This is a genomic window from Peribacillus sp. B65, from assembly GCF_058513295.1.
This window is the reverse complement of sequence record NZ_CP195840.1, coordinates 5,295,773-5,317,481: the sequence shown is the minus strand read 5'-3', so window position 1 is coordinate 5,317,481 and position 21,709 is coordinate 5,295,773. Positions and strand designations below refer to the sequence as shown.

Annotated in this window: 22 protein-coding genes and 11 tRNA genes; 30 read left to right on the top strand and 3 right to left on the bottom strand. The window is 40.6% G+C overall.

What is annotated here, in order from left to right; genetic code table 11:
• The first annotated feature begins 82 nt into the window (after nucleotides 1-82).
• Nucleotides 83-1,465, top strand: a complete 1,383-nt coding sequence (locus tag ACSR9O_RS26130; RefSeq protein ID WP_491725334.1) for a UDP-N-acetylmuramoyl-tripeptide--D-alanyl-D-alanine ligase — start codon at nucleotides 83-85, stop codon at nucleotides 1,463-1,465.
• 49 nt (nucleotides 1,466-1,514) lie between these two features.
• On the opposite strand, the gene ACSR9O_RS26125 is transcribed toward ACSR9O_RS26130, so the two are convergent.
• Nucleotides 1,515-2,666 (bottom strand): PP2C family protein-serine/threonine phosphatase, encoded by a 1,152-nt coding sequence (locus tag ACSR9O_RS26125; protein WP_491725333.1) that lies wholly within the window; start codon nucleotides 2,664-2,666, stop codon nucleotides 1,515-1,517.
• A 1,365-nt stretch (nucleotides 2,667-4,031) separates the two neighbouring features.
• Here ACSR9O_RS26125 and cshA point away from each other — a divergent pair.
• From cshA to ACSR9O_RS26110, 3 genes are all read left to right on the top strand, one after another.
• Nucleotides 4,032-5,531, top strand: a complete 1,500-nt coding sequence (cshA, locus tag ACSR9O_RS26120; protein WP_202190667.1) for a degradosome RNA helicase CshA — start codon at nucleotides 4,032-4,034, stop codon at nucleotides 5,529-5,531.
• 188 nt (nucleotides 5,532-5,719) lie between these two features.
• On the top strand, nucleotides 5,720-6,193 hold the full coding sequence (locus ACSR9O_RS26115) for a PH domain-containing protein (protein ID WP_491725514.1): 474 nt from the start codon (nucleotides 5,720-5,722) through the stop codon (nucleotides 6,191-6,193).
• Nucleotides 6,186-7,649, top strand: coding sequence for a PH domain-containing protein (locus tag ACSR9O_RS26110; protein WP_491725332.1), 1,464 nt, complete (start codon nucleotides 6,186-6,188; stop codon nucleotides 7,647-7,649). Before ACSR9O_RS26115 ends, ACSR9O_RS26110 begins: the two co-directional genes overlap by 8 nt.
• A gap of 26 nt (nucleotides 7,650-7,675) precedes the next feature.
• On the opposite strand, the gene ACSR9O_RS26105 is transcribed toward ACSR9O_RS26110, so the two are convergent.
• The gene (locus ACSR9O_RS26105; protein WP_101225987.1) at nucleotides 7,676-8,266 is read right to left on the bottom strand and encodes a rhomboid family intramembrane serine protease; all 591 of its coding nucleotides are present in this window, start codon (nucleotides 8,264-8,266) and stop codon (nucleotides 7,676-7,678) included.
• 108 nt (nucleotides 8,267-8,374) lie between these two features.
• Between ACSR9O_RS26105 and acpS the strand changes: the two genes are divergently transcribed.
• The 14 genes from acpS (at nucleotide 8,375) to ACSR9O_RS26035 (ending at nucleotide 19,718) form a co-directional block, all read left to right on the top strand.
• Nucleotides 8,375-8,725, top strand: coding sequence for a holo-ACP synthase (gene acpS, locus ACSR9O_RS26100; RefSeq protein WP_101225986.1), 351 nt, complete (start codon nucleotides 8,375-8,377; stop codon nucleotides 8,723-8,725).
• A 242-nt stretch (nucleotides 8,726-8,967) separates the two neighbouring features.
• On the top strand, nucleotides 8,968-9,972 hold the full coding sequence (locus ACSR9O_RS26095; protein WP_491725331.1) for a LolA family protein: 1,005 nt from the start codon (nucleotides 8,968-8,970) through the stop codon (nucleotides 9,970-9,972).
• Nucleotides 9,973-10,214: 242 nt separating this feature from the next.
• On the top strand, nucleotides 10,215-11,378 hold the full coding sequence (gene alr, locus ACSR9O_RS26090; protein WP_101226001.1) for an alanine racemase: 1,164 nt from the start codon (nucleotides 10,215-10,217) through the stop codon (nucleotides 11,376-11,378).
• A gap of 162 nt (nucleotides 11,379-11,540) precedes the next feature.
• Nucleotides 11,541-11,822 carry a CopG family ribbon-helix-helix protein gene (locus ACSR9O_RS26085; RefSeq protein WP_034306380.1) on the top strand — a complete coding sequence of 94 codons (282 nt, stop codon included), beginning with the start codon at nucleotides 11,541-11,543 and terminating at the stop codon, nucleotides 11,820-11,822.
• 7 nt (nucleotides 11,823-11,829) lie between these two features.
• Nucleotides 11,830-12,180, top strand: coding sequence for a type II toxin-antitoxin system PemK/MazF family toxin (locus tag ACSR9O_RS26080; protein WP_034306610.1), 351 nt, complete (start codon nucleotides 11,830-11,832; stop codon nucleotides 12,178-12,180).
• Nucleotides 12,181-12,594: 414 nt separating this feature from the next.
• Entirely contained in the window at nucleotides 12,595-13,422 is an 828-nt protein-coding gene (locus tag ACSR9O_RS26075) for an RsbT co-antagonist protein RsbRA (RefSeq protein WP_101225984.1), read from the top strand.
• Between the two features lie 2 nt (nucleotides 13,423-13,424).
• Nucleotides 13,425-13,781, top strand: a complete 357-nt coding sequence (locus tag ACSR9O_RS26070) for an STAS domain-containing protein (protein WP_034306376.1) — start codon at nucleotides 13,425-13,427, stop codon at nucleotides 13,779-13,781.
• Nucleotides 13,782-13,784: 3 nt separating this feature from the next.
• Entirely contained in the window at nucleotides 13,785-14,186 is a 402-nt protein-coding gene (locus ACSR9O_RS26065) for an anti-sigma regulatory factor (RefSeq protein WP_101225983.1), read from the top strand.
• Nucleotides 14,187-14,195: 9 nt separating this feature from the next.
• Nucleotides 14,196-15,206, top strand: a complete 1,011-nt coding sequence (locus tag ACSR9O_RS26060; protein WP_101225982.1) for a PP2C family protein-serine/threonine phosphatase — start codon at nucleotides 14,196-14,198, stop codon at nucleotides 15,204-15,206.
• Nucleotides 15,207-15,265: 59 nt separating this feature from the next.
• Nucleotides 15,266-15,598: an anti-sigma factor antagonist gene (locus tag ACSR9O_RS26055; RefSeq protein WP_101225981.1), complete on the top strand. Its 333-nt coding sequence runs from the start codon at nucleotides 15,266-15,268 to the stop codon at nucleotides 15,596-15,598.
• Nucleotides 15,595-16,068 (top strand): anti-sigma B factor RsbW, encoded by a 474-nt coding sequence (gene rsbW, locus ACSR9O_RS26050; RefSeq protein WP_034306366.1) that lies wholly within the window; start codon nucleotides 15,595-15,597, stop codon nucleotides 16,066-16,068. The genes ACSR9O_RS26055 and rsbW overlap by 4 nt, the downstream gene beginning before the upstream one ends.
• Nucleotides 16,046-16,834 (top strand): RNA polymerase sigma factor SigB, encoded by a 789-nt coding sequence (gene sigB / locus ACSR9O_RS26045; protein ID WP_034306363.1) that lies wholly within the window; start codon nucleotides 16,046-16,048, stop codon nucleotides 16,832-16,834. Before rsbW ends, sigB begins: the two co-directional genes overlap by 23 nt.
• Nucleotides 16,831-17,442 (top strand): PP2C family serine/threonine-protein phosphatase, encoded by a 612-nt coding sequence (locus ACSR9O_RS26040; RefSeq protein ID WP_230178895.1) that lies wholly within the window; start codon nucleotides 16,831-16,833, stop codon nucleotides 17,440-17,442. The genes sigB and ACSR9O_RS26040 overlap by 4 nt, the downstream gene beginning before the upstream one ends.
• Nucleotides 17,443-17,534: 92 nt before the next feature.
• The gene (locus ACSR9O_RS26035; RefSeq protein WP_491725330.1) at nucleotides 17,535-19,718 is read left to right on the top strand and encodes a Tex family protein; all 2,184 of its coding nucleotides are present in this window, start codon (nucleotides 17,535-17,537) and stop codon (nucleotides 19,716-19,718) included.
• Between the two features lie 58 nt (nucleotides 19,719-19,776).
• Here ACSR9O_RS26035 and cmpA read toward each other — a convergent pair whose 3' ends face one another.
• Nucleotides 19,777-19,896 carry a cortex morphogenetic protein CmpA gene (gene cmpA / locus ACSR9O_RS26030; protein WP_089364909.1) on the bottom strand — a complete coding sequence of 40 codons (120 nt, stop codon included), beginning with the start codon at nucleotides 19,894-19,896 and terminating at the stop codon, nucleotides 19,777-19,779.
• Nucleotides 19,897-19,979: 83 nt separating this feature from the next.
• On the opposite strand from cmpA, the gene ACSR9O_RS26025 reads away from it, so the two are divergent.
• The 12 genes from ACSR9O_RS26025 (at nucleotide 19,980) to ACSR9O_RS25970 (ending at nucleotide 21,707) form a co-directional block, all read left to right on the top strand.
• The gene (locus ACSR9O_RS26025; RefSeq protein ID WP_101225978.1) at nucleotides 19,980-20,444 is read left to right on the top strand and encodes a SprT family protein; all 465 of its coding nucleotides are present in this window, start codon (nucleotides 19,980-19,982) and stop codon (nucleotides 20,442-20,444) included.
• Nucleotides 20,445-20,591: 147 nt separating this feature from the next.
• Nucleotides 20,592-20,666 (top strand) — tRNA-Asn (locus tag ACSR9O_RS26020).
• 7 nt (nucleotides 20,667-20,673) lie between these two features.
• Nucleotides 20,674-20,764 (top strand) — tRNA-Ser (locus ACSR9O_RS26015).
• Nucleotides 20,765-20,781: 17 nt separating this feature from the next.
• Nucleotides 20,782-20,853 (top strand) — tRNA-Glu (locus ACSR9O_RS26010).
• Nucleotides 20,854-20,878: 25 nt separating this feature from the next.
• Nucleotides 20,879-20,954 (top strand) — tRNA-Asp (locus ACSR9O_RS26005).
• A gap of 76 nt (nucleotides 20,955-21,030) precedes the next feature.
• Nucleotides 21,031-21,105 (top strand) — tRNA-Gln (locus tag ACSR9O_RS26000).
• A 9-nt stretch (nucleotides 21,106-21,114) separates the two neighbouring features.
• Nucleotides 21,115-21,190, top strand: a tRNA-Lys gene (locus ACSR9O_RS25995).
• Between the two features lie 9 nt (nucleotides 21,191-21,199).
• A tRNA-Leu gene (locus ACSR9O_RS25990) sits at nucleotides 21,200-21,281 on the top strand.
• 58 nt (nucleotides 21,282-21,339) lie between these two features.
• A tRNA-Leu gene (locus tag ACSR9O_RS25985) sits at nucleotides 21,340-21,425 on the top strand.
• Nucleotides 21,426-21,443: 18 nt separating this feature from the next.
• Nucleotides 21,444-21,520, top strand: a tRNA-Arg gene (locus ACSR9O_RS25980).
• 7 nt (nucleotides 21,521-21,527) lie between these two features.
• Nucleotides 21,528-21,604, top strand: a tRNA-Pro gene (locus tag ACSR9O_RS25975).
• Nucleotides 21,605-21,633: 29 nt separating this feature from the next.
• A tRNA-Gly gene (locus ACSR9O_RS25970) sits at nucleotides 21,634-21,707 on the top strand.
• Nucleotides 21,708-21,709 lie beyond the last annotated feature (2 nt).

The window sequence follows — 21,709 nt, the reverse complement described above, 5'->3', positions numbered from 1 at the left end:
AACCGGTGCGATTTAAACTGGTTTCTGCTTCGTTTGGTTAATGGAGAGCGATTAACGGTTCGATGAATGTAGGAGGAACAAAATGATAAAGAGAACGTTAAAACAAGTACATGAAATGGCTGAGGGATTGAATGATATCAGTCCATTCCAGTCCAAAGGGATTAATGGGGTTACCATCGATTCAAGAACGGTTAAGGAAGGATGTTTGTTCATTCCGCTTAAGGGTGAGCAGGTTGACGGCCATCAGTATGTCAAGCAAGCTTTAGAGCAAGGAGCCGCGGCTTCTTTTTGGCAAAGGGATGTTCCGAATCCTCCTGATGATTTACCGATAATCATTGTCGAAAATACCGAGAAAGCACTTCAGCAATTGGCGCGTTCTTACCGTCAGCAGTTGAATATAAAAGTCATTGGGATAACAGGCAGCAACGGTAAGACGACTACGAAAGATATGACGGCTGCGCTGCTGGCCACTACCTATAAAGTTCATAAAACAAGTGGAAACTTCAATAATCATTTAGGTTTGCCACTAACAGTGCTTTCCATGGCGGAGGATACTGAAGCGGCTGTGTTGGAAATGGGAATGAGCAGCCGCGGTGAAATCGAGTTCTTATCCAAAATGGCAAAGCCTGATGTAGCGATCATTACCAATATCGGTGAATCACACTTATTGGATTTAGGATCACGCGAGGAAATCGCGAATGCGAAGTTGGAAATTGTCGAAGGTTTGGCGAAAGATGGAACGCTGATATACCATGGTGATGAACCATTGCTCCGCGATCGTATCAAAAAGGATTTTCCTGATTTAAACGTAATATCTTTTGGACGCACGGAACAAAATGATTTATATCCACAGACCATTAGCCAAGGTGCAGACAGTACCACGTTTACAATCGCAAGCGGTGATAAGGAAACCAATTATGAGATACCCGTTTTAGGCAATCATAATGTTCTTAATGCGTTGGCAGCAATCTTGGTTGCTAAAGAATTCAATGTGGATGATTCAGCGATCCGCAAAGGTCTGTCGACCATTCAATTAACGAATATGAGGATGGAATTGGTCGAGGGTGCGAAAGGGCAGAAAATCATCAATGATGCGTATAATGCCAGCCCAACTTCAGTTAAGGCAGCGGTGGAGTTGGTTGAGGGCTTATCTGGATTCGAAAAAAAGATACTTGTATTGGGAGACATGTTGGAGTTAGGGCCACAGGAAAAAGACTTTCATTTGAAAATTGGTGAATTGATTTCCAGTGAGCGGATCGATAAGATCTTCACATATGGTCCTTTAGCCGAGTTTATTGCCAAGGGAGCGAGCAAGGCGTTTTCATCGGAGCAGGTTCGTCCTTTTCAAGATAAGCAGAAGCTTATAGAGGAACTGAAATCGTCCACTCAGGAAAATGACATCATACTTGTTAAAGCTTCCAGGGGCATGAAGCTGGAGGAAGTCGTTCAAGCTCTGCAAAAATAAAAAACATGGATAAGGCCGTTTCTTTTTTGAAACGGCCCTTTTATCGTGCTTAAAAAAGTGTCCCGGCAATAATGCAGATGTCGTCGTTGATGACTGAATGCCTCATCCTTGAGACCAATAGCTCCTGAAGGAGGTCTTGTGTATCGAGATGGACATTTTCGATGAATTCCCTTTCGATATGGTCAGATCGGTCAATGGCGGAAGGTAGGGGCGTTTTAGAGAGTCCATCTGTATAGATGATGAAACGGCTTCCTGGCTCATACTGAAAGACTATTTTTTTAATGGGCAATTCGGGAATCAGTCCGTTTGGGGTGGCCCCTTCGTTCAAATTGAGAATTTGGTTGGTGCATGGGGAATACAAAAAAGCTGAAGGAAGTCCGTAATTCACATATTCGATGAGCCGATCCTTTGTATTCACGTATGCGATGAAGGCAGTAATGCGAGCCTTGTTTTTGTTTTCCCGATTAACTCCTTGAAATAAATCCCGCATTAGATTATCCAGTTCCTTTGTTATGAAAATGGGGTCTTTTACACGTTTGATAAGGTCGGGGATCAATGTGCGTATGGACATGTTTATAAGTGCTGTATGAATGCCCTCTTCCAATACATCGATCATTATGAAGCCGTATATCCTGTCATCAACCTCCGTCCAGTAAAATAAATCCCCTGACAGTTCACTTGAAGGTTGGGAAAGGCCTTTGACCTCTATATCTTCATTGTTGATCGACAAAGGTAAACCTGAAAGTTGAATGCCCTTTGCAATTCTCAGGCTCCTTGCTGATTTTTGGTGTATCATTTCAAGCTCTTGCCCCTTCATTTTTGCCGAAAACAGCTGCATGCTGATGTTTCGGAGTGACTTTAATTTAATTCGGACTTCCACTGAATCGGCAGGGACCGCCATGGTTTCATAAAAGGTATTTTCCGGTAAGGTCTGAGGGGTCTCCATTCCTGAAGTGCGTTTGTAAATGAATAAGATAGGGATTTCGTGAGATTCTGCCAAAGCGTACAAAGAAGTTTGCTGCCAAGAGTCTTTTGATAGGTGTAAAGGTAAAATAAATAATGATTTCATCATGTCTGTTGAATTCTTGAATAGATGACTTTGATTGAGTGGATCCTCCAAAAAGGTGACTTTCTTGTTCATTTTCTTTAAGATTCGACCAATATCCTTACATAAAGGAACATCTATTGTGAATATGTTCATATAACCCCCCGTTATTTTGTTGATAGGTCAATCATACTGCATTTATACTCATTTGCTATAATTTTTAAGCAAAAAGATGGAATTTTCAAAAATCAGATGCTTCCATATACCTGTAAATTCAAGGTAATTCATGATAAGTCCTTACTTTTTCAAACGTGGGGAACCGTGGAAGGGTGTTTATCATTAAAACTAATCCTTCCTGAAAAAGGTTTGTTGAAACTATTTGATTTAATCACATATCATATATAAATGGATGATCGTTTTGTGAAAATTTAAATGGATACAGTGAGTCGACCAGAGGCCGGAATGCTTTCATCTCGAACCATGATTTTAAAAGGACTAAGTTACTGTTTTGTGAAATCCTCCTAATTGGATTTTGAAACCACTGGAACGGTTTTTAAATAAAAAAACTTTAGGCAAACTCGTTTTCTTTGAATTTGTCTAAGATTGAATCCACTTACGCATAAATGGATATAGTAAAACGGTGATCCTATTGATGAAATAATCAGTCCATGTGTTTTTTTAGCCTATTATTGAATGAACAAGACATATTCTTACTCAAAAGTGTCACAGCTGCATATTTAACAGGAAGAAATGACTAATTTTTTCATTTTTGAAACTGTCTAAAGTTTTTAGTAACTCTGAATGGGCGATATCCTTTATTGCATTAACAGTTTGAAAATGGTAATATGAGTATGAGTTTAAATGTCTTATCATTGATGATTATTTAAAATTAATCAGGTTGAGGCAACAAAATTGTATGTTCTTACATGTTTCATGAGTTCATTCTTGAGATTATTTTAGATTAAATAGGCCTCGCGTCTGGTCATATATAAAAGCTGCATCTCTTGGCGGCTTTAGTAGCTATTAGGGAATCAAGCCGCATTTAAGCGCTTTTCCACTTCTGCAAATCCTCAACGCACCGGGCCTGTTTTGTATAAGAATCTTGGCTCTCGTCAAGTTTTGTTCATACAGTCTTTTTAAGTCTGATGAATAATAGGTGCAGCAGCCCTCACCTGAATAAAACGGTGAAACACCCGTTTATGCTACTTTTAATTTTCCATATTGAATTTAATTTTGGTTACATGTACTTTTAAAAAGATGAGCGTAGGTTAATGATAAGTCTACACGTGCGCGAAGTTAAAAATGCCAGTGAATGTCCGTACTGGTATATTTCCTTTTTAAAAAATCATATTGAGTTCATTTGAACTAAAAGGCAGACATACTTTTAGGTGATAATGATAAACTTTTTATAAGAGATAAAGAAGAACATCCGTCATGATGATGAGGATTTGAACTAAAACATCTGTGCATGATCCATGAATGCACGTGTAAATTTACGATATAAAAAGGAGTACGAAAACATTGACATTGTTTAGCGAATTAGGATTAGATAGAACGTCCATGAAATCAATAGAAAAAATGGGATTTGAAGAAGCGAGCCCGATTCAATCCCAAACGATACCTCTAGCACTTGAAGGTAAAGATATCATCGGTCAAGCGCAAACGGGAACAGGTAAAACAGCAGCATTCGGTATTCCATTGATGGAAAACATCGATATTAATAACGAAAACGTGCAAGGGATCGTCATTGCACCTACACGTGAGCTTGCCATTCAAGTTTCCGAGGAACTTTTCAAGCTTGGTTACGGAAAACGCGCTCGAGTACTTGCTGTTTATGGTGGACAAGACATCGACCGTCAAATCCGTGCATTAAAGAAAAAACCACATATTATCGTTGGTACGCCTGGTCGTCTTTTAGACCATATCAAACGTAAAAATATTAAATTAGGCGGAGTTCACACTGTAGTTCTTGATGAAGCGGATGAAATGCTTAACATGGGATTCATTGAGGATATCGAATTGATCCTTTCAACGGTTCCTGACGAAAGGCAAACATTGCTTTTCTCAGCTACAATGCCTGATCCAATCCGTAAAATTGCTGAAAGATTCATGCGGGAACCCGTTCTTGTACGTGTAAAAGCAAAAGAAATGACAGTGGATCGTATCGAACAATATTACTTGGAGTTAAAAGAAAGTGAAAAATTCGATACACTTGCACGCCTTTTCGATATTCAAACACCGGATCTTGCGATCGTCTTCGGACGTACGAAACGCCGTGTCGATGAATTGGCATCTGCATTGAATATCCGCGGTTATATGGCTGAAGGCATTCATGGTGACCTTAGTCAGGCAAAACGCCTTTCTGTTTTGAAAAAGTTTAAAGACGGCAGCATCGATGTACTCGTTGCTACTGATGTTGCTGCACGTGGACTTGATATTTCCGGCGTTACTCACGTATACAACTTTGATATCCCTCAAGATCCGGAAAGCTACGTTCACCGTATTGGACGTACAGGACGTGCGGGTAAACATGGTATAGCCATTACGTTTGTAACACCAAGAGAAAGAGGCCAACTGCATGCAGTTGAACATACAACGAAAAAACGTATGGAGAAACTTAAGACTCCTACGTTAACTGAAGCGTTGGAAGGTCAACAAAAAGCAGTAACGGAAAAAATCCTTAATACAATTGAAAATGAGGATTTAACTTTATACCTTGGTCAAGCGGAAGAATTATTACAAAAACATAGCGCAGCGGATTTAGTTGCAGCCATGCTTAAATCAATGACAAAAGAACCGGATCAAACGCCTATCAAGTTAACGGAAGAATCTCCATCTCCAATGCGTCGCAATCGCGGAGGAAGCAGTTCTTCTGGCAACAGACAGCGCAATGGCCGCAGTTCTTCAGGCAGAAAAGATTACGGTAGCGGATCAGGGAAACGCCCAAGCGCGAACCGTAAATCGAATGGTTACGGAAACCGTAGCACGAGCCAAAAAAGAGAAAAAACGAATAAGATTTAATTGAATTGGAAATGCCGCTCATTTGAGCGGCATTTTTTTATGTACATCTCCAATGCTATGGTATCTGAATGGTTAAGGGTTTTTGGAAAGGGGTTAATTTCCAGTATTTAATTATAGTATAATGGATGAAAGCAAGGATGGATGATGATGATTCAATTAGCATTACCTGTCCGGAAGAGGAGAAGCACATGGAACCTGAAAATCGCATATCGAATAAGGCCTTGACCGTATGGAAAATCAGTGGTCTTATAAGCTGTTCAATAACCTGGATTATAAGCATCGCCGTACTCGTGCTTACAATCATTTTTGATTGGACATATTGGGTGTTTGGAGCGTTGATCATAATTTCAATAATCCAATCTTATCTGGCCATCTTTCTGATTCCGTCGGTGAAATGGAAGCGGTGGCGTTACGAAGTAAGAAATACTGAAATTGATATCCAAAGTGGTATTTTCGTCATTAAAAGAACGCTCATCCCCATGATAAGGGTCCAGCATGTTGAAACGAAGCAAGGGCCATTATTGAGAAAATATGATTTAGCCTCCGTTGAAATTTCCACTGCAGCGACCCTTCATGTTATCCCAGCCTTGGACCTTGCAGAGGCAGATGAATTGCGGCAATATATTTCGAGAATGGCAAGTGTGGAGGAAGAAGATGTCTGATCCTAAAAGGCTTCATCCCATAGCTGTATTGCTTAACATCATTAAATCGATTAAGGAGTTAGTCATCCCTTTTTTATTAGTGGTCGTCATTCCTGGGAAGAATGAAGGAATTCCTGGATGGATACAACCGCTGGTCATTGCCATTATTATACTTTTGCTGATAGTCATGGCATTCCTTCAATGGTTACGTTTTACATATCGCATAGAAGAGGGCGAATTCAGAATTGAGTCCGGGGTTTTCGTAAGGAAGAAACGGTATATAAAGTTTGATCGGATCCATAGCATAGATATATCAGAGGGCATCATCCAGAGGATATTCAGCCTAGTGAAGCTGAATATTGAAACGGCAGGCGGGTCTCAGGCCGATGCTGTATTATCAGCCATAAGCAAAAGTGATGCTGAACGAATCAATGCTTTTATAAGTGAAGAAAAAAATGCGAAAAATATTTTTGGTAATGATAAAGATGAAGTTGCGAATAAAGGATATGCAGCTAAATCGTCTTCCGTTTTTAAGCAGACATTGCCGCAGCTATTCGTTATGGCTGCCACTTCGGGAGCGGTAGGTGTCTTCCTATCTGGGGCAATCGCTTTTATTTCACAGTTCGATGAAATGATACCTTTTGAGAGAATATTTAAGGATTATGAAGAGTTTATTGAAATGGGGACCATCATTCTGACCTTGTTTGCTCTGGTGGCTTTACTGGTGGTTTATGTACTGGCCACATTAAGTATGGTAATTAAATATGCTTCCTTTACCGTGTTAAAAACGGATGAGGAAATCGTTATTTCCAGAGGGCTTCTCGAGAAAAGACAGCTGACAATCCCTATCCATAAAATTCAAGGTATCCGGATCATGGAGAATTTGATTCGGAAGCCATTGGGATTGGCGACGGTTTATATTGAATATGCTGGAGGCAGTATGGAAGATAAAGAAAGTCTATCCATCATGCTGTTCCCTTTAATCAGGAAGAGGCATTTACATGAAAAAATCCTGGAAATTTTACCGGTTTATGAAACAACCATTGAGATGACACCGATACCTAAGCGTGCACTTTCCCGGTATGTGTTTCATAAGTTTCTGTACCTCATCCCGATCATCGGTGCCTTGGTATGGTTTTTAAGTCCTTGGGGTTATCTTTTTCTTTTGCTTGTACCGTTGACGATTTTTTGGGCTTACATGCAATATAGAGATGCAGGATGGAGCATAGATGGGAATTTGTTGCTATTGAGCAGCCGTTTTTTCTCGAAGCAAACATTGATCATGCAGAGAAGCAGAATTCAATCAATCACATATAAAAAAAGTTGGTTTCAAAATCGAAAAGAATTAGCAACGATTTCAGCGTCGGTCAAATCAGGAATCACCTCCCGGGTCGGCATGGTTGCTGATGTGGAAGAAAAGGATTGCCTAATAATTAAATCATGGTATTCACCTAAAAAAACAGTCGACTCCCAATGATTGAAGGGAAGAGTCGGCTGTTTGTCCTACCATTTTTTTCTTAAATATAATGGAGCTGTTAAAAAGCCGGTTGCCAGTCCAGCCAGATGACCGATAACGTTGATCTGCGGTTGTATGAAGGTCATGATGACGGCAATTCCGGTCAGTGTATATACTGTATTTCTTTCGTTGTTCGTAAAATTGGTTTTATTGAAAAGTACAAGATATAAAAAGAATCCGAGTAAACCAAAAATTGCTCCGCTAGCACCTACGTGGTTATATGTCAGTGGGTTAATTAGAAAGGTTGCGATATTGGCAAGGATACCTGTCGATAAAAAGAAGATTGAAAACTTGATGGTTCCAAGTAATTTCTCTAGGAATGGACCGAAGATGGCAAGGGAGAATCCGTTAAACAGTAAATGTGTAAACGTGCTATGTAGAAAGATGGGGGTGATCAAACGCCACCATTGTCCATCAGCGATGTATAAGTTCACACCTGCGCCATAATAAAAGAGTACATTGCCGGGAAATATGGGGAAGAGGACAAGAACGAATACAATCATCATAATGAGTATGAGCACAGTAACAGCTCGATATGAATCTGCGTATTCGCGGAAGCCTTCTGTTCTTGTAAACATAAATTCCTCCTTGTTATCGTTTTTAATTAAATACAATATTATCATTTTCAGGTAAAAGAGTCCTCCTAATGATATGCAGCTTATTAAATTAATAGAAGAGGTGTCAAAGTGATTAAAGGTATAGGCGTGGACATTACTGAATTGGATAGAATGGAAACACTGATTAATCGGCAACCCCGTTTAAAGGAACGTATATTAACAGAAAAGGAAATCTTGATTTTCGAAAAGTTAAATGGAAGAAGGAAGGTCGAGTATTTTGCTGGGCGTTTTGCGGCAAAGGAGGCTTTTTCAAAAGCAAACGGAACAGGGATCGGTAAGCACTTATCCTTTTTGGATATTGAAATCATTTCGGATGATAAAGGAAAGCCGATGATTTCAAAGCCGTTTTCTGAAGGGGTCCATCTTTCGATTAGCCACAGCCGGGATTATGCGGTTGCTCAAGTCGTAATTGAAGGGTGAATGGAGTTTTGTCCATCGGGTCATAAACCTTTAGGTTGTCTCATATACATTTAGTGCTATAGGGAGACAAGGCCCGGTAAAAGGTACATGGCAGAGTAGGTGCTCTCGAAAAGTTTTTAGCCGGACTGAGAATGGGTCCGTGCCTAAAATACCGAGGAATCTAAGACATCAGTCGAGCCAATGTCCGGATCCTGCCTTTTCCTCTCCCTTTTACGTTCAAATGACAAAAAGGGGTTGAAAAGATGAAGAAGATGGTAATGCTTTTTGCAGGGATCATGCTCTTGCTTGCTCTTTCTGCTTGCGGCCAAAAATCACAGAGTGACGTAGTGAGTGAATTGAATGAGAAGCTTGGCGAAATGAAGGGATATAAAGCTAACGCGAAGATGACATTGAAGATGGGGACGGAACCTCAAGTGTATAATGTGGAGATTTGGCATAAGGACCCTTCTTTTTACCGCGTAAATCTGAAAAATGAAGAGAAGGATCAAAGCCAGATGATTTTGAAAAATGATGATGGTGTATATGTTCTGACACCAGCTTTGAATAAAAGTTTTAAATTTCAAAGCGAGTGGCCGGAGAACAGCAGTCAGGCCTATTTGTTCGAGTCGTTGGTGAAAGACATTACGGAAGATAAAAGTGCGACATATAAAGAAACGGATAAACATTATGTCTTTGAAACGAAAACACGCTACCAAAACAATAAAATGTTGCCATATCAAGAGATTACTATAAACAAAAAGGATTTATCCCCAGTCAGTGTAAAAGTCATGGACCCTGATAAGACCGCATTGGTACTAGTTGAATTCTCGAAAGTTAAATTCGATACGACTTTTGATAAGGATTCATTTGATATGAAGAAAAACATGACAAGTGCACAACTTGAAGCACCCGTTATGGCAGAGGTCCAAAATGAAGGATTTTCAGTGAAATACCCTGAGAATATTGGTGATATGAATTTAACGGAAGAAAAAGAAATTACGACGGAAAAGGGAGAACGTGTCGTTTTGACCTATGAGGGTACAAAAAGTTTTACTTTAGTTCAGGAAAAAGCTGAGGTAGTTCAAACTTCCGTTTCGACGAATGTTAATGGAGAACCGGTTGATTTGGGTTATACTGTCGGGGCCATGACAGGAAATACGATTGCATGGACTTTTGAAGGTGTCGATTATATGCTTGCATCAAAGGATTTGACACAGGAAGAGATGATAGAAGTCGCCCGTTCGGTTGGGGAAGAACCAGTCAAATAGGATTACATAACAAGCTGATGTTTCCCGTCTCCTTATGAAGGTTTCTTCTGGGTAGGATAGGCGGGAAAGCAGCTTGTTGACATTTTTAATCCTTCCAACTGATTTAGGCTCGCAGCTGGGAAATTAGAATCAAGGTGAAAAAGCACTTTATCTTTCTGGCGGTTGGTTATAGAATGTTCCTATAATGAAACGAAAACTTCGCTACTGGGAAGAATCTTATTGTGAGTGTAGGAAAGAAGGAAATGGTCTTGGAAACGAAAATATTTCATCGAGATACGTGGGCAGAAGTAAATTTGGATAAAATTTTTGAAAATATCTCTTCAATGAAACAAAGACTCGGAAATGGCGTTAGTCTTTTCGCTGTCGTTAAAGCGAATGCATATGGCCATGGGGACTATGAAGTGGCCAAAACGGCGCTTGAAGCGGGGGCGGATTTTTTAAGTGTCGCTTTTTTGGATGAGGCTCTTGCCTTACGAAAAAAGGGAATATTGGCTCCGATCCTTGTACTTGGGGCATCAAGGCCTGAAAGCGCAGCTCTTGCTGCCGAGTATGGGATTTCCGTGACGGTTTTCGATGTAGCATGGTTGGAAAAGGCAAAGGATTTGTTGAAACCGGGACAAGTTTTGCAAATCCATGTAAAAGTGGATAGCGGCATGGGTAGAATCGGCATTCGTGATAAAGGTCAACTCATGAAAGTGGAAAATTTGCTTGAGCGTGAAGCTTGTTTCAATTTCCAAGGGATATTCACTCATTTCGCGACGGCGGATGAAATGAAGACCGACTATTATGAAAAGCAGCTTGCTACATTTAAAGGGATGCTTTCCGTAATGACTGGAAAGCCTGAATATATTCATGCAGCCAATAGTGCAGCTTCTTTAAGATTCACCGATCCTGAATGGAATGCAATAAGAATGGGGATTTCCATGTATGGATTGAGTCCTTCCGTGGAGATGAAGCCGATATTGCCATACCCATTAAAACAGGCTATATCATTGAGAACGAAGATGGTTGCGGTTAAACAGCTTGCTAAGGGTGAAAGCGTTAGTTATGGAGCGACATATACGGCTGAAGGTGATGAGTGGATCGGGACTTTGCCAATCGGTTATGCTGACGGCTGGATCCGTAAGCTGCAAGGTCAGGAAGTTCTTGTGGATGGAAAAAGAGTACCCATAGTCGGGAGGATTTGCATGGATCAATGCATGATCAAGCTGCCTGGGCCATACCCTGTAGGAACAGAGGTCACACTGATGGGGAATGATGGGGATGAATCGATTACTGTCGATGAGATAGCGGCAAAACTGGAAACGATCAACTATGAGATAACATGTATGATTGGACCAAGAGTGCCCCGTGTGTATATAAAAGACAATCAGGTGAATCATGTACGCAACTTCATCTTGGAATGACCGGATTGTAAAAAAATCCTAAGATTGTGAATAAGATTTCCTTTATTATGCTGATAATAGGATTGAGAATAGAATATACTCTTTGCAGATAGGCATTTTAATGGTAATATTGAAAAGGATATATACAATAAAGGTGTGTAGTGATGGTGGAGGTGTATGTTTGTGTCTGAATCCAGCGCAACAAGAGAGATATTAATTCGATTACCTCAAAATTTTTTAACAGAGTTAGATGGGTATGCGAGTGAGGAAAATGTAAATCGCAGTGAATTTATTTATCGTGCCACAAAAATGTATCTTCGCGAACGTAAAAAGAAAGAGTTTCGCGAATCGATGAAACGCGGTTATATTGAAATGGCGGCCATTAACTTAACGATTGCTTCTGAAGCCTTCCAGGCTGAATTCGAGGCTGGTCATTGCGTTGAACGATTAGTTAGCGGAGGCTGAGCCATTGATTGTTGTTAAGCGTGGTGACGTATACTTCGCAGACCTTTCCCCGGTAGTTGGTTCAGAGCAGGGGGGGACCCGTCCGGTACTAATTTTACAAAACGATATTGGTAATCGCTTTAGTCCGACTGTGATCGTGGCAGCCATTACAGCTCAAATTCAAAAAGCGAAATTGCCTACACATGTTGAGATTAATGCAAAAAAGTACGGATTCGAGCGGGATTCCGTCATTTTATTAGAACAGATCCGGACAATTGATAAGCAGCGTTTAACTGATAAAATTACGCATCTTGACGAACCGATGATGCAAAAAGTCAATGAAGCTTTGCAAATTAGTTTAGGCCTCATTGAGTTTTAAAGAAAATTTTTCCCGTTAAACCGGGCGTTATTATAATACAAATCATTCTTGATGTTATTTAGATGGCACGATCCCTGCAACTGTGGGGATCGTGTTTTTTTTTGTCAAATAACATTAACATATCCAAAAACTATACAGCAGGAAATATGAAAAATTTGACGAATAAAAACATTATATAGTTAGAAATTGAATGGAACGTCATTGTTTTTTATAGTATCTCCCTAACTTTTCATTAATTGATGTTTTTCTTACCTGAATTTCGGGTATATAGTTATTTTGTAAATAACTAAAAAAAAAGCAAAAGTTAGTGGGGAAATTCAAAGGAAATCCAAATGGAAATAACATTACAGTTAGTTAACATCCTTGTGACGTGGACAGGGAAACAAGGCAATTGTGTTAGAATGGGAGGATATTATGAATCAATTGGTTTACGATTTTATTAAGCAAAATCAAGATTACATCCTTACTGAGTGGATGGGCATCATGAAGGAAAGTACGGACGAAAGATTAATTAAAGTCGTTTCAGATCGAATGTTCACGCAAACTAGCAGTGAATTTATAGATATGATCATTACGAACGTTGATAGTAAAAACAAGGAATTCACATTGAAGCTTTCAGATTTTGCCGAGAAAGTCGTCCAATTGGGATGGCCTCTCACTTTCGTCAATGAAGGACTTCATAAATTCACGTTAATTGTCATAAATGGTATGGTGGAAAAGGGTCTTGTTACTCCTGGAAATCAAGTCAATCTTGTTAACCATTTGGATAAATGGGCCACACCGATAAATAATGAAATAGTCAATATATATACTCAAACTTGGGAAAGAACTGTTTCCATGCAAAAAATAGCGTTGCAAGAACTTTCGGCTCCGCTCATTCCTGTATTGGAAGGAATAACGGTAATGCCGCTGATTGGTACGATTGATACGGAACGTGCCAAACAGATAATGGAAAACCTGTTGACCGGCGTTGTAAAGCATAGATCTGAAGTTGTTCTCATTGATATAACGGGCGTGCCGGTCGTGGATACCATGGTTGCCCATCATATCATTCAAGCGGCGGAAGCAGTCCGATTAGTGGGCGCAAAATGTATACTCTGCGGCATCCGCCCTGAAATTGCTCAAACAATCGTTAATCTTGGAATTAATTTAAATGAAGTGATTACAAAAAATACATTGAAAAAAGGGATAGAAGTTGCGTTGGAATTAACGAGCCGTAAGATCGTAAAGGTGGAGGGATAAGTATGAGGATTCCGATATTGAAGCTTTATGACTGCTTGTTAGTCTCTATACAGTGGGAATTGGATGATATGACAGCCCTTCAATTTCAAGAGGATTTACTGCATAAGATTCATGAAACAAGCGCGAATGGCGTTGTTATAGATATTACCTCAATAGATTTTATTGATTCTTTTATCGCAAAGGTATTGGGCGATGTCTTTAGCATGTCTAAGCTTATGGGGGCCAAAGTTGTAATTACGGGAATCCAGCCTGCTGTTGCAATAACATTAATTGAACTGGGAATTAGTCTCGATGATGTTCTGACAGCATTAGACTTAGAGAAAGGCCTGGAGAAATTACAACAGGAATTGGGGGATTAAAGAATGGAGTTCCAATCCTGCGTAAAAATCATAAATGAATGGGACATCGTAGCTGCAAGGCAGCTCGGAAGAAATGTCGCTAAAGAGTTGGGGTTCGGTACTGTAGACCAGGCCAGGATCACAACAGCCATTAGCGAATTGGCCCGAAACATATACCTATATGCTGGACAAGGCAGTGTTAGCATAGAAAAGCTAAATATAAATGGGAAGTCAGGATTGAAAATCATTGCAGAGGACCAGGGTCCGGGAATTGAGGATATCCGCAGAGTCATGGAAGATGGATATACCACCTCAGGGGGACTGGGCGCAGGTCTTCCTGGAGCCAAACGTTTAATGGATGACTTTGATATTGATTCGATACCAGGTGAAGGGACTAAGATCATCGCTACGAAATGGCTCCGTTAGGGGGGAAATATGGATATTAGGGAGAACATGGAGAAAAAGTATCATGAGGCGCTTTCTACTTATCTTAAAGACCAAAATGAGCAGGCACTCTACCAAGGACAAAAGATTAGCCGCCTACATATCAAATACAATATATCTCCAGAAGAAATCATCAGTATGCATAAAAATAACTTAATGGAACTTTACCCGGAATTACCGGGAAAAGTGTTGGATTCTTTCGATTTTCTGCTGGAAGTCATGATGGGCTACGGTATTGCATACCGTGAACATCAAAGCCTTAGACATCAACAGCAGGAACTGAAAACGGAAATCGAGATTGCGGCAAACGTTCAACATACTCTTTTGGAAACGAAAATTCCTGATATCAAAGCACTTGAAATTGGAGCGATCAGTGTTCCGGCGAGACAGATGAACGGAGATTACTATCACTTCGTCCAAGATGAAAATGATCGTATAGGAGTAGGGATAGCTGATGTCATAGGAAAAGGGATTCCTGCTGCATTGTGCATGTCGATGATCAAATATGCGATGGACAGTCTTCCCGAGCATCGTCATGAACCGAATAGTGTGCTTGAGAGTTTGAACCGTGTTGTGGAGCATAATGTGGATCCAAGCATGTTCATAACCATGTTCTATGGTTTATATGATCCGCATGACAGGCAATTTTCCTATGCTTCAGCCGGACATGAACCTGGCTTTTACTATGATGCCGCAACAGGTACTTTTAGTGATTTGGATGCAAAGGGCTTGTTGCTTGGAGTTGATAAAAAAACAAGGTATCGCCAATATGAAAAAACGGTGAATCGTGGAGACATGATCATTCTATTATCCGATGGGGTAACGGAATGCCGGACGTATGATGGGTTCATAGAAAGGGAAACACTTATCGGTTTCATTAAAAAGAATATGCATTTGCAAGCCCAGGAAATGGTGAATAATATATTTAAACAATTAGAGAAAATGCAGAACTTCCAACTGAGGGATGATTTTACATTAATAATTTTAAAATCAAATGTTTAGTATTGTTTCTGCTGGGTATAGATATAGGAATGAAGAGGATTTGAAGAGGTGGGTCAAGGATGAATATAACTGTAGATGTTAATGAATTAAATACTGAATTTGTTGTAAAACTAAAAGGTGAAATCGATGCCTATACTGCACCGAAATTAAGGGAATCACTATTTCCGATTTCAGAGCAGGATAATGTTTCGATTACGATTGATTTAACTGAAGTCTCTTATATGGATAGTACGGGACTTGGGGTATTTGTCGGTGCCTTCAAAAGCGTAAGGGCACATAATGGCGAATTCACATTAGTTGGCTTATCAGAAAGGTTACGACGTTTATTTGATATAACGGGTCTTGCAGATATCATTGATATAAAAAGTGGTACAGAGGGTGGGTTAGAATGAGTCAAGTATATGATTACATCGAAATGAAAATACCTGCAAAACCAGAATTCATCGGTGTCATTCGTTTAACGCTTTCTGGGATAGGAAGCCGGATGGGATTTGCGTATGATGAAATTGAGGATTTGAAAATAGCTACCAGTGAGGCTTGTACAAATGCGGTACAGCATGCATATAAGGATTCTGAAAAGGGTGAAGTGAAAGTAAGTTTCGGCCTTTATCCTGACCGTCTGGAGGTCATGGTTTCTGATAGTGGCAAGAGCTGTAATTTCGAAGAAGTTCGTCAAGGACTCGGTCCATACGAAAATGGACAAAAAGTCGAACTTTTGAGAGAAGGAGGCTTGGGTCTTTACCTTATTGAAACTCTGATGGATGATGTTAAAATTCATCAGCATGATGGGGTTACAGTATTTATGACTAAGTTTTTAGAAGGAGAGCAGGTGGAGATGGATGCAAAAACAGTCTCAACCTAATCAGGCACAAAGAGAACAGGTAAATGAATGGATTAGAGCTTACCAGCAGAATCAAGATGAAGAAGCACAGAGTAATCTAGTCATCCATTATAAAAGTTTAGTTGAAACAATCTCCCGCAAGTATGCGAAAGGAAAATCATTTCAGGAGGATATCTCCCAAGTCGGCATGATTGGTTTATTAGGTGCCATTCGACGATATGATGAATCTTTCGGTAAGAGCTTTGAGGCATTTGCCGTCCCTACTATAATCGGCGAAATCAAAAGGTTCCTTCGTGACAAAACATGGAGTGTCCATGTGCCAAGGAGAATTAAGGAGCTTGGTCCGAAAATCAGGGTGACTGTCGAGGAATTGACGACAACTCTGCATCGTTCACCAAGAATAGATGAAATAGCCGATAGTATTGGCGTGACTGAAGAAGAAGTTTTAGAAGCGATGGAAATGGGAAAAAGCTATCAAGCTTTATCTGTAGATCATTCTATTGAGGCGGATTCTGATGGCGGTACTGTCACATTGCTTGATATATTCGGGAATGTCGATGAAGGTTTTGAAAAGGTCAATCAGCGGCTTGTGCTTGAAAAGGTGCTGCATGTTCTGAGTGACCGTGAAAAGATGATCATTCAACATACTTATTTAGAGAATTTAAGCCAGAAAGAAGCTGGCGATAAATTGGGGATTTCCCAAATGCATGTTTCGAGGCTCCAACGCCGCGCGATCAAGAAGCTTCAAGAAGCCATTAATGCTGAAAACTCGGAGTTAATTCAGTGATCAAAGATATTCTGAGGGAAGAAAAAATAGAAGTCCTTGTCTCTCAATCGTCTAAAAACGGGATGGTTTATTGTGGTGATGATTACTTCTTTCTTCATACGAAAGAATACTTTGTGTGTGTCCTGGCAGATGGTCTAGGCAGCGGCAAAAATGCTTATGATTCCTCCCATGCCGTCATCGAGGAAGTTAAACGTAATCATGAGTTGGATGTAGAATCATTAATGGCAGTATGTAACCAGGTTTTAGTCGATAAGCGGGGGGCAGCCGTTTCGATTTTGAAGATTTTTTATGACAAGAATGAATTTGTATACAGTTCAGTGGGTAACATCCGCTTTTTTCTGTATAATCCAAGCGACGATAAACTCGTTTACCCTTTACCTGTTACAGGGTATTTATCCGGAAGGAAACAAACATACAGGACGCAGAGCTACAAATATGAACCAAATGCAAAATTCATCCTTCATTCCGATGGTTTAGAACTTAAGGGAGCTAAATCTTTTTTAAAAAGGCTGGTCCCTATCGATAAGAACGCACAGTGCATATTAAAAAGCAGTCCATTAACTGCAGATGATACAACTTTCATTTTAGGAAGCTTACTTTCGCCATAATTCGGAAGTGAGCTTTTTTGTATTGAATTCGCAACTTCATCACTCATTTGCTAGACTATACTTATTAGATCAAAAGGTTGGAGGTAAACATAATGATCGTTGTAGAAGATAAATTGAAAGAACTGATTAAACAAATATCCAATGAGCTAACTTTGAAAAATAATCAAGTCCAAAACGTCATACAGATGCTGCAAGAAGGGAACACTGTCCCTTTTATCGCTCGGTATAGGAAAGAAATGACGGGTTCGCTTGATGAAGTTCAGATTCGTTCCATCATGGAAAGGTGGAACTATCTTGAAAACCTTGGCCAGAGGAAAGCGGAAGTTACGCGTTCAATTGGTGAACAGGGAAAATTGACCGAAGAATTAACGATACAAATCGAGAAGGCAACAAAACTGCAGGAAGTCGAGGATTTATACAGGCCATTCAAACAAAAAAGGAGAACGAAAGCGACAGTTGCTAAAGAAAAGGGTCTTGAACCACTGGCCAATTGGCTTCTGGAATGTCCAATGCATGCCAGTGTTAGCGAAAAAGCTGCAGAATTCATATCGGCAGAAAAAGAAGTTTCTTCTATTGAAGAGGCTATTGCTGGAGCGCAGGATATCATAGCTGAACATATATCCGATGATGCAGAATTAAGGAAGTGGATAAGGGCTGAAATTTTCAAAGCCGGAAAAATGGTTTCAACTGTGAAAAATGAAGAGAAGGACGAGAAAAAAATCTTCGAAATGTACTATGAATACGAGGAGCCGGTTCAAAGGATTGTACCGCATCGGGTGTTGGCGCTGAATAGAGGTGAAAAGGAAGAAGTTCTGCGAATCTCCATTCAGCCCCGGACTGAAATCATCATTGGTCATCTTGAGCGGAAAATCATTAAAAATAACAAATCTGAAGCCCAAGTTGTTCTTAAATCTGCGATTGAGGATGGACTCAAGCGATTGATCCTGCCTTCTGTAGAACGGGAAATCAGAAAAGAGCTGACGGAAAAAGCTGAGGATCAAGCTATCCATATTTTCTCTGAAAACCTGCGGAACCTGCTCTTGCAGCCCCCGCTTAAAGGGAAAGTGGTCCTTGCCCTTGATCCGGCATATCGGACTGGCTGTAAGTTGGCCGTCATTGATGAAACCGGAAAGGTTCTCGATATCAGTGTGATCTACCCGCATCCTCCTGCTGCGAAGCTTAATGCTGCCCGTGAAAAAACGATTGAAATACTTCAGCGTTTCTCGGTTGAAATCGTGGCAATCGGCAATGGTACGGCATCACGTGAATCAGAGCAATTCATCGCAGATATTTTAAAAGAAGTGAAAGGGAATATTTCATATATAATTGTTAATGAAGCGGGAGCCAGCGTGTATTCAGCCTCGGATATTGCCCGTGAAGAGTTTCCAGATCTTCAAGTAGAACAGAGAAGCGCCGTTTCGATAGGCAGAAGGCTTCAGGATCCCCTTGCTGAACTTGTTAAAATCGATCCGCAATCCGTGGGGGTGGGTCAGTATCAACATGATGTGTCCCAGAAAAAGTTAACAGAATCCCTCACCTTTGTAGTAGAAACAGCTGTTAACCAGGTGGGAGTGAATGTCAATACCGCTTCTTCGTCACTTTTGCAATATGTAGCTGGTTTATCAAAATCGGTTGCTCAAAATATTGTGAAGAAAAGGGAAGGGGAAGGGAAGTTTTCAAGCAGGAAGGAATTAAAGAAGATTCCCCGGCTTGGTGCCAAAACATATGAACAATGTATAGGGTTCTTACGTATCATTAATGGAGATGAGCCTTTAGATCAAACGGCGATACATCCTGAGAACTACAGTGCTGTGAATAAATTATTAAAGAAAATGGGATTCACATCCGATGATTTAGGCAGTGATGCCCTGAATGAAGAATTAGGCAAACTAAATCCGGCTGATTTGGCCGAGGAATTGGAAATTGGGGAAATTACGATTAAAGATATCATAGATGATTTGATGAAACCGGGAAGAGATCCTCGGGATGAATTATCAAAACCACTGCTTAAGCAGGATGTACTAAAAATGGAGGATCTGCAAACTGGGATGGAATTACAAGGTACAGTGAGGAATGTTGTGGATTTCGGTGCGTTTGTGGACATTGGTGTTAAACAGGATGGACTGGTTCATATTTCTAAACTGAGCAACCGGTTTGTAAAGCATCCATTGGATGTAGTGACCGTTGGGGATGTTGTGACGGTTTGGGTCGAACTGGTTGACTCCAAAAAACAAAGGGTATCTTTAACGATGCTCGAGCCAAAGGATCAAAAATAGCCTACGGTAAGCTCCTTCTATAGTAGAAGGGGTTTTTTTATATGGAGCAAAGTTGAATTTATAAACGGAGGCTTTCTTTTTTTTGATAAAAAAACCAACATTGATTCAACATCTTCACTTGATAATAATCCTTTTCATAAAAGGCTTTGCGGATTTGATTCTGGAACCAATTAGGCATAGCTTTTCCTCCCTTAGTTTCCTATTGTATTATTAGTCTATGTTATAATAGGTTGTCATGTTACCAAGGAAAGGGAGGGGGAAATGGATAATCGGCAATTGCAAAAACTAGTGGAAGAAATATCGTTGAAAGACTTTGAAAAGGCCTTTAGACACCAAGCCAGTTTTAATCCACGTCTCCGAACAACGGGAGGCCGATACTTGCTCCGTTCACACAATATAGAAATCAATAAGAAGTATCTTGATGAACGCGGTGTGGAAGAAATGATTGGAATCATTAAGCATGAATTGTGCCATTATCATCTGCACATCGAAAAAAAGGGGTACCAGCATCGTGATGCGGACTTTAAGCAATTACTCAAAAAAGTGGGGGCACCGAGATTTTGCGAGCCGCTGCCATCTAACCAATTAAAGAAAAAGATGAATACTATTCAATATAAATGTGAAGACTGTCAGCAGGTGTATATAAGAAAAAAGCGAATCGACACTACCCGTTTCGTTTGTGGTAAATGTCGTGGAACATTGATTTACCAAGGGTTTAAGGAGTAAAAAACAAAAATATAAAAAAACATAAAAGAACCCTTGACTTTAAGTTGCAACCTCTTTATAATCATAAGAGTCGACAAGATAACAACTTGTTCTTAACGACAAACACTAAGGTCCTTGAGCGTGAAAAAGGAACCCAATTTTCATTATTCCGCAGTAGCTCAGTGGTAGAGCATTCGGCTGTTAACCGAACGGTCGTAGGTTCGAGTCCTACCTGCGGAGCCATTTTTTTGGGGAAGTACTCAAGAGGCTGAAGAGGCGCCCCTGCTAAGGGTGTAGGTCGCGTAAGCGGCGCGAGGGTTCAAATCCCTCCTTCTCCGCCAGTTACATATTTTATCAAGGCCCATTGGTCAAGCGGTTAAGACACCGCCCTTTCACGGCGGTAACACGGGTTCGAATCCCGTATGGGTCACTTTCTTATACATAATCAAAATACTGGTCCCGTGGTGTAGCGGTTAACATGCCTGCCTGTCACGCAGGAGATCGCGGGTTCGATTCCCGTCGGGACCGCCATTTTTTAAAAAACACTTGCTAAAATAATATTATCGTGATATAATGTTATCCTGGCTGTTAATTAGTATTTGATTATTGGGCTATAGCCAAGCGGTAAGGCAACGGATTTTGATTCCGTCATGCGAAGGTTCGATCCCTTCTAGCCCAGCCATTTTATTTAGAGCCATTAGCTCAGTTGGTAGAGCATCTGACTTTTAATCAGAGGGTCGAAGGTTCGAATCCTTCATGGCTCACCATTTATTTTCGCGGGTGTGGCGGAATTGGCAGACGCACCAGACTTAGGATCTGGCGCCGCAAGGCGTGGGGGTTCAAGTCCCTTCACCCGCACTGATATTTTCTTCTTGACATCAAGTTGAAAAGGTGTTAAACTTACAAAGTCGCTTTCGCGGTCGTGGCGGAATGGCAGACGCGCTAGGTTGAGGGCCTAGTGGGGGAAACCCCGTGGAGGTTCGACTCCTCTCGGCCGCACCAATAACATCATAGAAATTAGCGCCCGTAGCTCAATTGGATAGAGCATCTGACTACGAATCAGAAGGTTGTAGGTTCGACTCCCGCCGGGCGCACCATATTTTACGGGAAGTAGCTCAGCTTGGTAGAGCACTTGGTTTGGGACCAAGGGGTCGCAGGTTCGAATCCTGTCTTCCCGACCATTCTTTCTGAAAATATTTTAAAATTAAATGCGGGTGTAGTTTAGTGGTAAAACCTCAGCCTTCCAAGCTGATGATGAGAGTTCGATTCTCTTCACCCGCTCCATT

What these genes read in the sequence shown, in the direction of transcription:
- ACSR9O_RS26130 (WP_491725334.1), top strand. Translation starts at nt 83, where the DNA reads ATGATAAAGAGAACGTTAAAACAAGTACATGAAATGGCTGAGGGATTG.
- ACSR9O_RS26125 (WP_491725333.1), bottom strand. Translation starts at nt 2,666, where the DNA reads ATGAACATATTCACAATAGATGTTCCTTTATGTAAGGATATTGGTCGA.
- ACSR9O_RS26115 (WP_491725514.1), top strand. Translation starts at nt 5,720, where the DNA reads ATGGAACCTGAAAATCGCATATCGAATAAGGCCTTGACCGTATGGAAA.
- ACSR9O_RS26110 (WP_491725332.1), top strand. Translation starts at nt 6,186, where the DNA reads ATGTCTGATCCTAAAAGGCTTCATCCCATAGCTGTATTGCTTAACATC.
- ACSR9O_RS26105 (WP_101225987.1), bottom strand. Translation starts at nt 8,266, where the DNA reads ATGTTTACAAGAACAGAAGGCTTCCGCGAATACGCAGATTCATATCGA.
- ACSR9O_RS26095 (WP_491725331.1), top strand. Translation starts at nt 8,968, where the DNA reads ATGAAGAAGATGGTAATGCTTTTTGCAGGGATCATGCTCTTGCTTGCT.
- alr (WP_101226001.1), top strand. Translation starts at nt 10,215, where the DNA reads ATGGTCTTGGAAACGAAAATATTTCATCGAGATACGTGGGCAGAAGTA.
- ACSR9O_RS26075 (WP_101225984.1), top strand. Translation starts at nt 12,595, where the DNA reads ATGAATCAATTGGTTTACGATTTTATTAAGCAAAATCAAGATTACATC.
- ACSR9O_RS26070 (WP_034306376.1), top strand. Translation starts at nt 13,425, where the DNA reads ATGAGGATTCCGATATTGAAGCTTTATGACTGCTTGTTAGTCTCTATA.
- ACSR9O_RS26065 (WP_101225983.1), top strand. Translation starts at nt 13,785, where the DNA reads ATGGAGTTCCAATCCTGCGTAAAAATCATAAATGAATGGGACATCGTA.
- ACSR9O_RS26060 (WP_101225982.1), top strand. Translation starts at nt 14,196, where the DNA reads ATGGATATTAGGGAGAACATGGAGAAAAAGTATCATGAGGCGCTTTCT.
- ACSR9O_RS26055 (WP_101225981.1), top strand. Translation starts at nt 15,266, where the DNA reads ATGAATATAACTGTAGATGTTAATGAATTAAATACTGAATTTGTTGTA.
- rsbW (WP_034306366.1), top strand. Translation starts at nt 15,595, where the DNA reads ATGAGTCAAGTATATGATTACATCGAAATGAAAATACCTGCAAAACCA.
- sigB (WP_034306363.1), top strand. Translation starts at nt 16,046, where the DNA reads ATGCAAAAACAGTCTCAACCTAATCAGGCACAAAGAGAACAGGTAAAT.
- ACSR9O_RS26035 (WP_491725330.1), top strand. Translation starts at nt 17,535, where the DNA reads ATGATCGTTGTAGAAGATAAATTGAAAGAACTGATTAAACAAATATCC.
- cmpA (WP_089364909.1), bottom strand. Translation starts at nt 19,896, where the DNA reads ATGCCTAATTGGTTCCAGAATCAAATCCGCAAAGCCTTTTATGAAAAG.
- ACSR9O_RS26025 (WP_101225978.1), top strand. Translation starts at nt 19,980, where the DNA reads ATGGATAATCGGCAATTGCAAAAACTAGTGGAAGAAATATCGTTGAAA.